At 39.2% G+C, this 13,361-nt stretch carries 14 protein-coding genes, 2 rRNA genes and 1 pseudogene; 16 read left to right on the top strand and 1 reads right to left on the bottom strand.

What is annotated here, in order from left to right; translation table 11 throughout:
* From M44_RS00620 to rsmI, 13 genes and pseudogenes are all read left to right on the top strand, one after another.
* Nucleotides 1–543 (top strand): 23S ribosomal RNA (locus M44_RS00620); the annotation flags it as partial.
* A gap of 83 nt (nucleotides 544–626) precedes the next feature.
* A 5S ribosomal RNA gene (gene rrf / locus M44_RS00615) occupies nucleotides 627–742 on the top strand.
* A 186-nt stretch (nucleotides 743–928) separates the two neighbouring features.
* Nucleotides 929–1,123 carry a sigma factor G inhibitor Gin gene (locus M44_RS00610; RefSeq protein WP_010169606.1) on the top strand — a complete coding sequence of 65 codons (195 nt, stop codon included), beginning with the start codon at nucleotides 929–931 and terminating at the stop codon, nucleotides 1,121–1,123.
* 66 nt (nucleotides 1,124–1,189) lie between these two features.
* Nucleotides 1,190–2,626 carry an aminotransferase class I/II-fold pyridoxal phosphate-dependent enzyme gene (locus M44_RS00605; protein WP_029326658.1) on the top strand — a complete coding sequence of 479 codons (1,437 nt, stop codon included), beginning with the start codon at nucleotides 1,190–1,192 and terminating at the stop codon, nucleotides 2,624–2,626.
* The gene (tmk, locus tag M44_RS00600) at nucleotides 2,623–3,255 is read left to right on the top strand and encodes a dTMP kinase (protein ID WP_010169601.1); all 633 of its coding nucleotides are present in this window, start codon (nucleotides 2,623–2,625) and stop codon (nucleotides 3,253–3,255) included. Before M44_RS00605 ends, tmk begins: the two co-directional genes overlap by 4 nt.
* 171 nt (nucleotides 3,256–3,426) lie before the next feature.
* Nucleotides 3,427–3,756 carry a cyclic-di-AMP receptor gene (locus tag M44_RS00595; RefSeq protein ID WP_010169599.1) on the top strand — a complete coding sequence of 110 codons (330 nt, stop codon included), beginning with the start codon at nucleotides 3,427–3,429 and terminating at the stop codon, nucleotides 3,754–3,756.
* 18 nt (nucleotides 3,757–3,774) lie between these two features.
* On the top strand, nucleotides 3,775–4,215 hold the full coding sequence (locus M44_RS00590) for a YaaR family protein (RefSeq protein WP_010169598.1): 441 nt from the start codon (nucleotides 3,775–3,777) through the stop codon (nucleotides 4,213–4,215).
* 13 nt (nucleotides 4,216–4,228) lie between these two features.
* Nucleotides 4,229–5,233, top strand: coding sequence for a DNA polymerase III subunit delta' (gene holB, locus M44_RS00585; protein ID WP_010169596.1), 1,005 nt, complete (start codon nucleotides 4,229–4,231; stop codon nucleotides 5,231–5,233).
* Nucleotides 5,226–6,051: pseudogene (locus tag M44_RS19460) on the top strand (PSP1 domain-containing protein). The gene holB and the pseudogene M44_RS19460 overlap by 8 nt, the downstream one beginning before the upstream one ends.
* Nucleotides 6,052–6,064: 13 nt before the next feature.
* A complete protein-coding gene (gene yabA, locus M44_RS00575; RefSeq protein ID WP_010169590.1) occupies nucleotides 6,065–6,421 on the top strand; it encodes a DNA replication initiation control protein YabA in 357 nt (118 codons plus the stop codon).
* A gap of 89 nt (nucleotides 6,422–6,510) precedes the next feature.
* A complete protein-coding gene (locus M44_RS00570; RefSeq protein ID WP_010169589.1) occupies nucleotides 6,511–7,242 on the top strand; it encodes a tRNA1(Val) (adenine(37)-N6)-methyltransferase in 732 nt (243 codons plus the stop codon).
* On the top strand, nucleotides 7,232–7,513 hold the full coding sequence (locus M44_RS00565) for a GIY-YIG nuclease family protein (RefSeq protein ID WP_010169587.1): 282 nt from the start codon (nucleotides 7,232–7,234) through the stop codon (nucleotides 7,511–7,513). Before M44_RS00570 ends, M44_RS00565 begins: the two co-directional genes overlap by 11 nt.
* Complete coding sequence (gene rsmI, locus M44_RS00560; RefSeq protein ID WP_010169585.1) at nucleotides 7,491–8,357, top strand: 16S rRNA (cytidine(1402)-2'-O)-methyltransferase; 867 nt, start codon at nucleotides 7,491–7,493, stop codon at nucleotides 8,355–8,357. The genes M44_RS00565 and rsmI overlap by 23 nt, the downstream gene beginning before the upstream one ends.
* Before the next feature lie 45 nt (nucleotides 8,358–8,402).
* Here the strand turns inward: rsmI and M44_RS00555 are convergent, their stop codons facing one another.
* Nucleotides 8,403–8,684, bottom strand: a complete 282-nt coding sequence (locus tag M44_RS00555) for an AbrB/MazE/SpoVT family DNA-binding domain-containing protein (protein WP_010169584.1) — start codon at nucleotides 8,682–8,684, stop codon at nucleotides 8,403–8,405.
* A 700-nt stretch (nucleotides 8,685–9,384) separates the two neighbouring features.
* Between M44_RS00555 and metG the strand changes: the two genes are divergently transcribed.
* From metG to M44_RS29215, 3 genes are all read left to right on the top strand, one after another.
* Complete coding sequence (gene metG / locus M44_RS00550; protein WP_010169582.1) at nucleotides 9,385–11,343, top strand: methionine--tRNA ligase; 1,959 nt, start codon at nucleotides 9,385–9,387, stop codon at nucleotides 11,341–11,343.
* A gap of 296 nt (nucleotides 11,344–11,639) precedes the next feature.
* The gene (locus tag M44_RS00545) at nucleotides 11,640–12,416 is read left to right on the top strand and encodes a TatD family hydrolase (protein WP_010169580.1); all 777 of its coding nucleotides are present in this window, start codon (nucleotides 11,640–11,642) and stop codon (nucleotides 12,414–12,416) included.
* A 196-nt stretch (nucleotides 12,417–12,612) separates the two neighbouring features.
* Entirely contained in the window at nucleotides 12,613–13,332 is a 720-nt protein-coding gene (locus M44_RS29215) for a ubiquitin-like domain-containing protein (protein WP_337443971.1), read from the top strand.
* Nucleotides 13,333–13,361 lie beyond the last annotated feature (29 nt).

Genomic DNA, 13,361 nt, shown 5'->3' with positions numbered 1-13,361 from the left:
CTACAAGTTGAGCAGGGACGAAATTCGGGCTTAGTGATTCCGTTGGTTCCGCATGGAAAGGCCATCGCTCAACGGGATAAAAGCTACCCCGGGGGATAACAGGCTATCTCCCCCAAGAGTCCACATCGACGGGGAGGTTTGGCACCTCGATGTCGGCTCATCGCATCCTGGGGCTGTAGTCGGTCCCAAGGGTTGGGCTGTTCGCCCATTAAAGCGGTACGCGAGCTGGGTTCAGAACGTCGTGAGACAGTTCGGTCCCTATCCGTCGTGGGCGTAAGAAATTTGAGAGGAGCTGTCCTTAGTACGAGAGGACCGGGATGGACGCACCGCTGGTGTACCAGTTGTCTTGCCAAAGGCATCGCTGGGTAGCTATGTGCGGAAGGGATAAGTGCTGAAAGCATCTAAGCATGAAGCCCCCCTCAAGATGAGATTTCTCTTTCTTTGAAGTAAGACCCCTGAAAGATGATCAGGTTGATAGGTTCGAGGTGGAAGTATGGTGACATATGGAGCTGACGAATACTAATCGGTCGAGGACTTAACCAAAATAATCTAACACACGATATTCAACGTATCTTCATGAACTTTATCTAGTTTTGAGAGTACAATTTACTGTCAAACTGAATATGTATGGTGGCAATAGCGAAGAGGTCACACCCGTTCCCATACCGAACACGGAAGTTAAGCTCTTCAGCGCCGATGGTAGTTGGGGGCTTCCCCCTGTGAGAGTAGGACGTCSCCGTGCAAATGATAAAACAGTCTATCTTTAGAGATAGACTGTTTTTTTTGTAAAAATCTGTATGAGGTAGATAAATCAGGGTAGACATACACAAATAGGATCTCGCTACATATAGTTATAATACCTATAAAAGTTTGAATCTTGTATACAATCAGTAAAAGTGGGAAAACTAACCTACTGGAGGTGGAGGAGATGAACCAAAATAAATGGAGCGGAGAATGTTGTATTATATGTGAAGAAATCAAAGAAGAAGGAATTCATTTATATACTTCTTTTATCTGTATGGAATGTGAACGGGACATGGTTTCAACTGAGACAAATGAGATTAGTTACTCCTATTATGTTACGAAACTAAGAAAAGTAACATCTAGTCAGATTCCATCATAAAGAAGCTCTTACATAAGAGCTTTTTTTCTATTTAAAATGGATGAGAAAGAAAAGGAGCGAAATGAATTGAAAGAAAAGAGGACAAGCCTCCCATTAGTGGAAGCATTGATGACCCATCAAAAAAAGAAGCCCTACTCCTATCATGTACCAGGTCATAAAAATGGGTGGGTTGGTCGTTATTCAGAAGACGTTCGATCGTTTTTGTCTTTTGATCAAACGGAGCTGTCAGGCTTAGATGATTTACATGATCCGAGTGGTCCAATAGCAGAGGCAGAGAGTTTACTGGCCAACTATTATCAATCTCATAAAAGCTTTTTTTTAGTCGGGGGAAGTACAGTAGGCAATCTTGCAGCCATCCTATCCTGTGTGAAAGAAGGAGAAGAGGTTTTCGTTCAAAAGAATTGTCATAAGTCTGTGATGAATGGGGTTCGTTTAGCAAAAGGGCATGGGGTCTTTTTGCCTGTTGAATGGGATGACCTGACCTTAAGTGTCACAGGCGTTTCTTCTACTCTATTAAAAGAAGCAATCTGTCAGTATCCTCATGTAAAAGTGTGTATTTTAACGTATCCTACTTATTACGGAATAACGTATAACATAAAGGAATTAATCGAGATATGTCATGAGAATCGAATGGTTGTGATTGTAGACGAAGCTCACGGGGCTCATTTTGGGGTAGGTGCACATTTCCCCCAGTCCTCCCTCTTCATGGGAGCCGATATTGTGATTCATTCTGCTCATAAAACATTACCTGCAATGACAATGGGCTCTTATCTGCATATTGGATCAAATAGAGTAGACGGAGTGAAAGTCAAAGAGTACCTATCATTGCTACAGTCTAGCTCGCCTTCATATCCTATCATGATGTCATTAGACTGGGCCCGTGACTATCTGTCTACTTATAATGAACAAGATGAGATATACTACATAACGAAGAGAGCTAGCTTTATACAGGCTCTTTGGAATGTAGAAGGCATATCTGTTGTAGAGACAGACGATCCCCTAAAACTGCTACTTCGATGCGAGGGATATAATGGTCAGCAGTTACTAGAAGCATTGCTAAGAGAAGGTGTGTATGCTGAGTTAGGCGATTCTTATCAGGTTTTAATGGTCTTACCTTTACTTAAAGAAGGCGAAGAGACGTATTTAGAAGCATCTGTAGAATCTATTCGTCTGGCAGTAAAGTACCTTTTAACACAAGAGCCACTTATGGTGACTACACCAGTGGTTGTTCTCCAACATATTACGTCTCTTGTATCTATTCCAGATGGTACGAAAACCATGGAAGTTGATGTAGTGGAAGCAGAGGGAAAGGTATCAGCAGAAACGTTAATTCCATACCCACCAGGAGTACCGGTAGTACTAAAGGGTGAACTTATGAAAAGGGAACATAGGAGAGAAATCGAGAGATTACTTCAATCTGGCGTTCGATTTCAAGGTAGTAATATAGGTAAATCAGGGAAGGTCTTAACGTATTTATTGGGCAAGCAGGAGGATGGAACATGAGAAAAAGTGGTTATTTTATTACAGTAGAAGGACCTGAGGGAGCCGGGAAAACAACGGTTGTGAAGAGGCTTCTAGAGAGGTTGCAGGAGGAATCCATTGACGCGGTGGCGACTAGAGAGCCAGGGGGGATTGCGATTGCAGAGGATATACGTAGTATTATCCTTAACCCAGAAAATACTAGTATGGACCCAAGAACGGAAGCACTCCTTTATGCTGCTGCTAGAAGGCAACACTTGGTTGAAAAGGTGTTACCGGCTTTAGAGGACGGGAAAGTGATTATTTGCGACCGATTCTTAGATAGTTCTCTTGCGTATCAAGGCTATGCTAGAGGGCTTGGGGTTGATGAAGTGTTGAACATAAACGAATTTGCTATTGATGGGTGTATGCCCTCCTTAACTCTCTTTTTTGATATCTCTCCTGAAGCAGGATTAGAGAGAATCGCTCGTAATAAAGGTAGAGAGATTAATCGTTTAGATTTAGAGGGAATAGAGTTTCATCATAAGGTGTATGAAGGCTATAAAAAAGTCATAAGCAGAAATAAGAATCGTGTACAGTTAGTCAATGCAGATCAAGACGTTCATCAAGTAGTAGAAGAGGCACTTCAGATTATTTTACACCATATAAAATAGGGTGATAGATAGCAGACCTATGAAGAGGTCTGTTTTTCTATATATAGTAGCCCACCTGTTTATTTTATCTTTTTTATAGAAAATATAGGAATTCACAGAGATTTCCTGTGTAGGTTATACGTAAAATTGTTATAATGGTAGGAAGAAGGAGTGTAAGGGGAGGGAATACCTTTGAAATTAATTATTGCGGTCGTTCAAGATCAGGATAGTAATAAATTATCTCAAAGCTTAATGGAGCATAATTTTCGATCAACTAAACTCGCAACCACCGGTGGTTTTCTCCGTTCAGGAAACACTACGTTCATGATTGGTACAGAGGACATTCGTGTGGAGAAAGCACTAAGCGTTATTAAAGAAAGCTGTCAATCTAGAGATCAAATGGTTGCACCAGTCTCTCCAATGGGTGGAAACGCTGATTCTTATATACCTTACCCGGTTGAAGTTGAGGTTGGGGGAGCCACTGTATTCGTTCTACCAATTGAAAAGTTTATGCAGTTCTAAGGTATAAAGGGGATCTCTATGAAAATAAATCAAGATATTCGTGTTGGCATCGATTCATCAAGACTTGATACGAAGCAGTCTCCGCCCAATGGTAGGAGCTTTCAGTCTCTTGTTAGAACCGAGGGACAAAAGCTTCAAGCAGAGCAGCTAGCTAAGATGTTCGGAGATATTGAACAAGCAGGAGCGAGGCTTGCTAGAAGTAGAAATGCTAGAGATTTAGCTAAATATAAAAACCTTGTAAAGAAATTCGTAGAGGAAGCTGTTGAGTATGGATTTGATTTAAAACAATCTCATACGTGGAATCAATTTGGTGAAGGAAGACATTTAAAGATCGTTCGTCAAATTGACGAGATGTTAATCTCATTAACTGAAGACCTATTAGATAAAGAAAAGCCCGCTCTTCACATTTTAAACAAAATTGGTGAAGTTAAAGGATTATTAATAAACTTGTACACTTAAGTGAGTGATATGTGTGAGTTCAACGTGGAATGAGTTAGAAGCTCTTCAGCCGATTGTATTGAAGATGCTACGAAATAGTATAGAAAAACATCGTATAGGTCATGCTTATTTATTTGAAGGGGAACGAGGAACAGGGAAGCTAGATACGGCGATTCTTCTAGCAAAACGAATGTTTTGTGAAACACCCGTAGAGTATAGGCCATGCGAAAAGTGTAATAATTGTCAGCGGATACAGCGTAGGAATCATCCGGACGTTCATATCATTGAGCCAGACGGACTATCGATTAAAAAAGATCAAATTCGCTCCTTGCAAGAAGAGTTTAGTAAGACCGGAGTGGAATCGAAGCATAAATTTTATATTATCGATCATGGAGATAAAATGACAGTCAACGCGGCTAATAGCTTGTTGAAATTTTTAGAAGAGCCGGAAGCAGATACGGTAGCGATTATTATTACAGAGCAACAGCACCGAATTTTGCCTACCATTCTGTCACGCTGTCAAATGATATCCTTTCAATCTCTTCCTCATCATGTAGTGAAAAATCGATTAGTAGAAGAAGGGGTTAGTCTACCGATTGCCTCTCTTATCTCGAATCTTACCAATAATTATCATGAAGCATTAGAGCTTTCGTCAGATGAGTGGTTTGCACAAGCACGAAAGATAGTGTTAAAATTATATGAAGTACTTCGTAAAGAACCGATGCAAGCTCTTATATACTTGCAAGAGGAATATTTACAACACTTTAAAGATAAGCAACAAGTAGAACGTGGACTAGACTTGTTATTATTACTATATAAAGACCTCCTTTATTTGGGTTTAAATAAGCAGGAGGAGCTTGCTTACCCAGACAAATTGGAACAATTCCAAGGAGAAGCACTCCATCTTTCATCTAGCATGCTCACAGACAATATGTCTATCGTTTTAGAAGCTAAAGGTAAATTAAACGCAAATATGAACACACAGCTGTTAATGGAGCAGCTTTTGTTAAAATTGCAGGGGGGATACACCTTTGTATAAGGTAATTGGCGTTCGCTTTAAAAAAAGCGGGCAAAATATATTATTTCGATCCAGGGGATCTTGATATACAACAAGATGACTATGTCATTGTAGAAACTGTTCGTGGAGTCGAATACGGTAAAGCCGTGGTTGGTTCAAAGTTTGTCGAAGAGCATGATGTTGTGCTTCCACTAAAAAAGGTCGTTCGCATTGCTGACCAAAAGGATCGACTCATTGTTCAAGAAAATGTAGCAGAAGCAAAACAAGCCTATGATATTTGCTGTACGAAAGTAAACGAGCATCAGCTTGAAATGAAGCTAGTGGATGTAGAGTATACATTTGATCGTAATAAAATCATCTTTTATTTTACAGCGGATGGTCGTGTAGACTTCCGTGAGCTAGTAAAGGATTTAGCTTCTATATTTAGAACGCGTATTGAGCTAAGACAAATTGGAGTACGCGATGAAGCGAAGATGCTAGGTGGAATAGGGCCGTGTGGACGTATGCTTTGCTGTTCTACATTCCTAGGAGATTTTGAACCGGTGTCGATTAAAATGGCAAAGGATCAAAATCTGTCATTGAATCCTACTAAGATTTCGGGCTTATGCGGCCGTTTAATGTGCTGCTTAAAATATGAAAATGATGAATATGAGGAAGCGAAAGAGTTACTTCCTGATATCGGAGCGTCTGTTACGACTCCAGCAGGTAAAGGAAAAGTGGTAGGGTTGAATTTATTAGAAAGAATCCTCCAAGTGGAGGTTCCTGAATTAGAGCGAGTACTTGAGTATACGCTAGATGAGTTGATGAATGCTAGCGCTGTTATTCAAGCCACAGAGTAATGAGGTGGATGTATTGGATAAAAAAGAGTTCTTTGATTCTGTCATTCAGATGGAACAACAAATAGGTCAAATGCACGAACAAATTGGCCAGCTTAAGCATGTACTAGCTGAAATGATTGAAGAAAATCACACACTTCAAATGGAGAATAAGCTTTTACGTCAACGACTGGAGACAACCGAGAACTCTCAACAGGTCCACCCTAAAGGAACAAAGAAAAAAGAAGTGGAATCCACTACGGACGTAGGAGAAGGCTATGATAACTTAGCTAGACTCTATCAAGAAGGATTTCATATCTGTAATGTTCACTTTGGTAGTCCACGTAAAGATGAAGATTGCTTGTTTTGCTTATCCTTCTTAAATAAAAAATAAGCAGGGCCTAGCATGAGTGATGATGGTAAGATAGATGAACCTTCCTATACATAAATAGGAAGGTTTTTTTCAGAGAACGAGGTGCGTGTATGTTAAAAAATGACGAGCGTTTGGATTACTTATTAAAAGAAAATCTACGTATCATTCAAAGTCCTTCTGTCTTTTCTTTTTCTCTTGATGCGGTATTGCTTGCAAACTTTGCAAGTGTCCCCCGTGCCAAAGGGAAAGTCATGGACCTGTGTACGGGAAATGGGGTAGTTCCACTACTCCTTAGCAGTAAAACAAGGACATTTATTGAAGGGCTAGAAATACAGGAACGATTGTATGATATGGCACGAAGAAGCGTGGAGTATAATGAGCTAGAAGGTCAGATAAAGTTGTACCATGGAGATTTAAAGGATCTTCCTAAGGAAATCAGGAAGGATTCATATGATACCGTGACCTGCAATCCCCCGTATTTCACGACCAGTCATGAAGAGGTGATCAATCCTAATGAACACCTAGCCATCGCAAGACACGAGATCTATTGCACATTAGATGATGTGATGAGAACGACGTCAGGACTCCTAAAGTACGGTGGGAAAGCGGCATTTGTCCATCGTCCAGGTCGACTGGTCGATATCATTACAAGTATGAGATCCCATGACCTTGAACCGAAACGAATGCAGCTTGTATATCCACGTGTCGGAAAGGAAGCAAACATTCTTTTAATAGAAGGAATCAAGCATGGGAAGCCCGACTTGAAAATTCTTCCTCCTTTTTATATTTTTACTGGAGAGGATTATACAAAAGAGATGAGAGCTTTATTGTATGACGAATAAGCGTCATTATATGTATGTGCTAGAATGTACAGATGGTAGTTATTATACTGGTTATACGACGGACATGGTAAGGCGTGTACATGAGCATAATACAGGAAAAGGGGCCAAATATACGAAGGCCAAGCGACCAGTGACACTAAAGTACTGGGAAACATTTGAAAGTAAGAGAGAAGCCATGAGGGCGGAGTATTATTTTAAAAAGCAATCTAGAAAACGTAAAATAGATCAAATGAGTGGAGGAGTTAACGGTGAAGAGTCAAAAAAGCTATGAAGTGGAGTCGCTAGGAAAGCTATATTTGGTTGCTACTCCCATTGGAAATCTTGAAGATATGACATTCCGTTGTGTAAGACTCCTAAAAGAGGCGGACTGGATTGCAGCAGAGGATACAAGAAATACGAAAAAACTATGTAATTATTTTGATATTACGACACCGATTGTTAGCTACCATGATCATAATAAACGAGTTAGTGGGGGTCATTTAATTGAAAAGCTGCAGAGCGGTCAAACGGTCGCTCTTGTAAGTGATGCAGGGATGCCGTGTATTTCAGACCCAGGCTATGAGCTTGTCCAAGAGGCAATTGAGGCAGGAATCAGTGTGATTCCACTTCCAGGTGCGAATGCAGCGTTAACGGCTCTCATAGCGTCAGGTCTCGTTCCTCAGCCATTTTATTTTTATGGATTTTTATCTCGTGATAAAAAGCAAAGAAAACGAGAGCTTGAAGAGTTAACTAAACAAACCTCAACCTTTATTCTTTACGAATCTCCCCATCGTCTGAAAGACACCTTACATACGATTTTAGACATTCTAGGTGAACGTCCAATCGTCTTATGTAGGGAATTAACCAAGAAGTTCGAAGAATTTTTAAGAGGGACAACGGCAGAAGCGGTTAAATGGGCAGAAGACCATGAGATTAGAGGGGAATTTTGCATGATTATTGAAGGCTCTGAAAAGGTAGAAGAACCCAACTGGTGGGAAACATTAGGCCTTCGTGAGCATGTTTTATATTACATAGATGAAAAAGGATTATCTTCAAAGGATGCTATAAAAAAAGTGGCAGTAGAGCGTACTATTCAAAAGCGTGAAGTGTATCAGGCTTATCATGAGATTGAATAGTAAGAAAAAGCGTCATTCATATTTACATGAATGACGCTTTTGGTATTATTTTAATTTAAACGAATTTTGAATTTCGCTGATTAATTGCTCTGCACCTTCACGGCTAAGGATTACTTTTCCTTCAGCAAGTTTTAGGTTATCGTCAGAAACTTCACCAGTAATTTGGCAAGTCATGTTTGGTTTGTATTTCTTTAAGATGATTTTGTCATCATCTACGTAGATTTCTAATGCGTCTTTTTCAGCAATTCCTAAAGTTCTACGCAGCTCGATTGGAATAACCACGCGTCCTAATTCGTCAACCTTACGTACAATACCTGTAGATTTCATATAATTCTCCTCCTACTAATTAAGATTACTAGTTTATTTATGTCATAATGATCTGTTATCATTTCGTCAACATTCGACAATATTCTTGCTTATGAATCTATCATATCAGCGTTTCCTAAAAACGTCAATAATAATAACTGTAAATTTTTTGGTCAAAATATCGTGTGTAATGCTAGCGTTATGCAATTTTACATTTATTTCTATTGGAAAAAATGAAAGAAAAAGTTATTCCCGTACTAACTTCTTAATGTCGAAAAACTACATCGTAAGACAAAATTCGACAAAAAATCCGGTCTATTCGACGAGAAAAACCCCCTTCGGCCGCTAACAATTCAAGGGATATTATTTAGTGTCCTGAAGAAGTTAGTAGGGTCTTGTCGAGCTCCAGCGGCTAAGTCCTTTAAGGCATTTTAGAAGCAAAAGAACACCTTTTGAAGTTTCTATTCTAGCGTGAGCGAGTAGCTTTCGTTATTCTTTGTCTCCGCATACTGTTTATCCAAGCCTATATATAAGGTAGAAAGTTGCAGCAGTCTTTAATTTTAGGTATATTTTGATGATAGAAGAGGAAAAAATGTAAAGATATTTAGAATAAGAGGATAGGAATACCGAGGAATTTCTTGCTTTTATTTGTATAATTGGTATGAGACCATATGTTTTATCTAGTGATCCTTAAGGATTTGAAGTTAAAGGAGGAGAAAATATGCAAGAGAAACTAAATACATTCTATATAACGACCCCGATCTATTACCCTAGCGGTAACTTACATATTGGGCATGCGTATACAACTGTGGCAGGAGATGCCATGGCAAGATATAAACGCCTAAGAGGGTTTGACGTGATGTATTTAACAGGCACAGATGAGCATGGACAAAAGATCCAACGTAAAGCAGAGGAGCAAAATGTTACACCGATTGAATACGTAGATGAGATTGTGAAGGGAGTCAAGGATCTATGGGAGAAGCTTGATATCTCATATGACGATTATATCCGAACGACTGAATCCCGTCATAAGCAAGTGGTTGAAAAAATCTTTGCTCAGCTTGTAGAACAAGGGGATATTTACCTTGATCAATATGAAGGCTGGTATTGTACACCTTGTGAATCCTTCTTTACAGAACGTCAACTAGTTGACGGAAAATGTCCTGATTGCGGGCGAGAAGTAGAAAAGGTAAAGGAAGAATCCTATTTCTTTAAAGTAAGTAAATATGCAGACCGTTTATTACAATACTATGAAGAAAATCCAGGCTTCATCCAACCTGAATCTCGTAAAAATGAAATGATTAACAATTTCATTAAACCAGGACTTGAGGATTTAGCAGTGTCTAGGACAACCTTTGATTGGGGAATTAAAGTTCCTGGAAATCCTAAGCACGTTGTGTATGTTTGGATTGATGCGTTATCAAACTATATCTCTGCTCTTGGATACGGTTCAGAGGATGACCATAAATATGTTAACTATTGGCCTGCTGATGTACATCTAGTTGGGAAAGAGATTGTTCGTTTCCATACCATTTATTGGCCGATTATGTTAATGGCTTTAGATCTACCATTACCAAAGAAGGTGTTTGCTCATGGTTGGTTATTAATGAAAGACGGAAAAATGAGTAAATCTAAAGGTAATGTAGTGGATCCTGTTACGTTAATTGATCGTTATGGATTAGATTCACTTCGTTACTATTTACTAAGAGAAGTACCGTTCGGAGCAGATGGAGTATTTACGCCAGAAGGTTTCGTGGAACGCATTAACTTTGATCTTGCTAACGACTTAGGAAATCTTTTAAACCGAACGGTGGCTATGATGAACAAGTATTTTGATGGTGAAATACCTTCATATAGTGAATCAAAAAATGAGTTCTCAACACAATTAGTTAAGGTAAACCATGAGACCGTAAAAGGGTATGAGGAAGCGATGGAGAACATGGAGTTTTCTGTTGCGTTAACAAAAGTATGGCAGTTAATTAGCCGAACAAATAAATACATTGATGAAACGTCTCCTTGGGCACTGGCAAAAGAGGAAGAAAGAAAAGAAGAGTTGTCAGAGGTTATGTATCATTTAGCGGAATCGTTAAGAAGAGCTGCCGTTTTATTAAAGCCCTTCTTAACCAAAACGCCTGGGAAAATCTTTGAACAATTAGGCGTAACAGATGAATCGTTACAATCTTGGGAAAGCATTGAACGTTTTGATTCTATTCCTAGTGGTACAAAAGTGGTGAAAAAGGGTGAACCAATTTTCCCTCGCTTAGAAATGGAAGAGGAAGTAACCTATATTAAAGAAAAAATGAGTGGGTCAGCTTCAGTAGAAGAAACAAAAGAAGCACCAGCTATCCCAGAAGTAGAAGAGATAACGATTGACGACTTTATGAAAATTGATCTTCGAGTAGCAGAAGTAATAGAAGCGGAGCCCATCAAAAAAGCCAATAAGCTTCTAAAGCTTCAGCTTGACTTAGGGTATGAAAAACGCCAAGTTGTCTCTGGTATTGCCGAGTTTTATAAACCTGAAGAAGTAGTGGGCAAAAAAGTCATTTGTGTTACAAATCTTAAGCCAGTGAAGTTAAGAGGAGAATTATCTCAAGGAATGATCTTAGCAGGGAAAGAAGACGGTGCATTATCCCTCGCTTCTATCGCTGAAACCTTACCGAATGGTACGCAAGTGAAGTAATGAGTAAAAAGAGTTTCACGTGAAACATTTTTCGACGTGAATCTCTTTTTTTTCTTCTGCCAAGTGGTGATTTTTGTCTAAAAAGTAAGAGCGAGTAAAAAAATAGGAATGGTTTAAACAGCATTCTACAAGGGTAAAGCTATATCGCCATATGAAACGAAAGTCCGACATATTATCGCTTTTAAGGATATATTACAAGTACTATAGGAAAAATGTAATAGAATTGTTATGGGAATGAGATGCTTGTCATTATCTTTTCCGTTACACTAATTTTACCAAAGGAAGTGTTTTTGGTTATGTTGTTTGATACTCATGTACATTTAAACGCTGAGCAATTTGATTCTGACCTAAACGAGGTGATAGGGAGAGCAAAAGAATCTGGAGTAGAAAAGATGGTCGTTGTTGGGTTTGATCGTCCAACGATAAAAAAAGCAATGGAGCTAGTTGAAGAATACGATTTTCTATATGCTAGTGTGGGGTGGCACCCTGTTGACGCCATTGATATGACAGATGAAGATCTAGTTTGGATTGAAGAACTTTCCGCTCACCCAAAAGTTGTTGCTCTTGGAGAGATGGGGTTAGATTACCACTGGGATAAGTCACCAAAGGATGTGCAGAAAGAAGTATTTAGAAAGCAAATCCGCTTAGCTCGTAAGGTTCAGTTACCCATTGTCATTCATAATCGAGATGCCACAGCAGATATAGTTGAAATACTTAAAGAAGAAAATGCACAAGAAGTTGGAGGAATTATGCACTGCTTTAGTGGGAGTGCAGAAACAGCGATGGAATGTGTTGAACTGAACTTTTACATATCTCTAGGTGGACCAGTAACATTCAAAAATGCAAAGAAGCCGAAAGAAGTAGCCAACGTTGTCCCAATAGAAAAATTACTAGTTGAAACTGATTGTCCTTATCTAGCTCCGCATCCCTATCGTGGGAAGCGAAATGAGCCGGCGTATGTTCGATTAGTAGCAGAAGAGATTGCTTCTATTAAAGAAATTTCTATAGAAGAGGTAGAAAAAATTACGACAGAAAATGCCCTTCGTGTATTTAACATTCAAGCTGATCGTTAATACAAGAGGCATGGTCGATATTATGCAGTGATTATATAGGAATCAGTTAGGTTTGTCAGGGAGTTGTACGGCTAGTACGAAGAAGGAGAATTCTACTTTGTTTTATGATTCATCATTTGAATTAGAAATCCCTACCAGTTGACATTCTATTTAACTATCCTATATAATCACTCCGAAAGAAAAGGAGGGACTTTTCATGAACTTTACAAACATGAAAAGCCTGTTTTCTAATTCATCGCGTAAAAGGAATTGGTTGATTGCGATTACAAGTTCCATAGCTTTTTCAATCATCTATGGTTTTATTCTTTTTGAAACTTCAAAGCACTCAATCACTGTTATTCTTGACGGAGAAGAACAAACCTTATCTACGAGAGCAGCATCAGTTGAAGAAATATTACAAGATTTAGACGTAGCCTTTAACGAAAAGGACTATGTATACCCAGCGTTGGATTCGAAGGTAACCAATCATATGCAAGTCATTTGGGAACCAGCAAAACAGGTACAATTAACTGTAGGAGAAGAAATTATTTCCGTATGGACGACAGCCGATACCGTTGAAGAGCTGTTGAGAGAGCAAGATATTACCCTTGCAGAAAATGATCAAGTAACTCCGAAGTTAAGCGAACAGTTAGCAAAAGATACGAAGGTACAAATACAGAAAGCATTCGCTGTTAAAGTAAATGATGGCGGAGAAGAAAAAGAAGTGTGGTCCGTTTCGACTACGGTCGCTGACTTTTTAAAGCAACAAGGATTTACACTAGGTGAACTTGACCGTGTAGAGCCAGGCTTAGACAAATTGATCTCTCAAAATGATGGGATCCATATCATCCGAGTTGAAAAAGTCACCGATGTAGTGGAAGAATCCACGGATTATGCCGTTGTTACACAGAAGGATTCAAGTCTTGAAAAGGTGTAGAAAAAGTCGTTCAATCAGGTAAAAGCGGT

Source organism: Bacillus coahuilensis m4-4, from assembly GCF_000171615.1.
Taxonomy (GTDB): Bacteria; Bacillota; Bacilli; order Bacillales; family Bacillaceae_K; genus Bacillus_T; species Bacillus_T coahuilensis.
The sequence above is the reverse complement of the archived record's forward strand: the minus strand, read 5'-3'. Positions and strand labels throughout refer to the sequence as shown.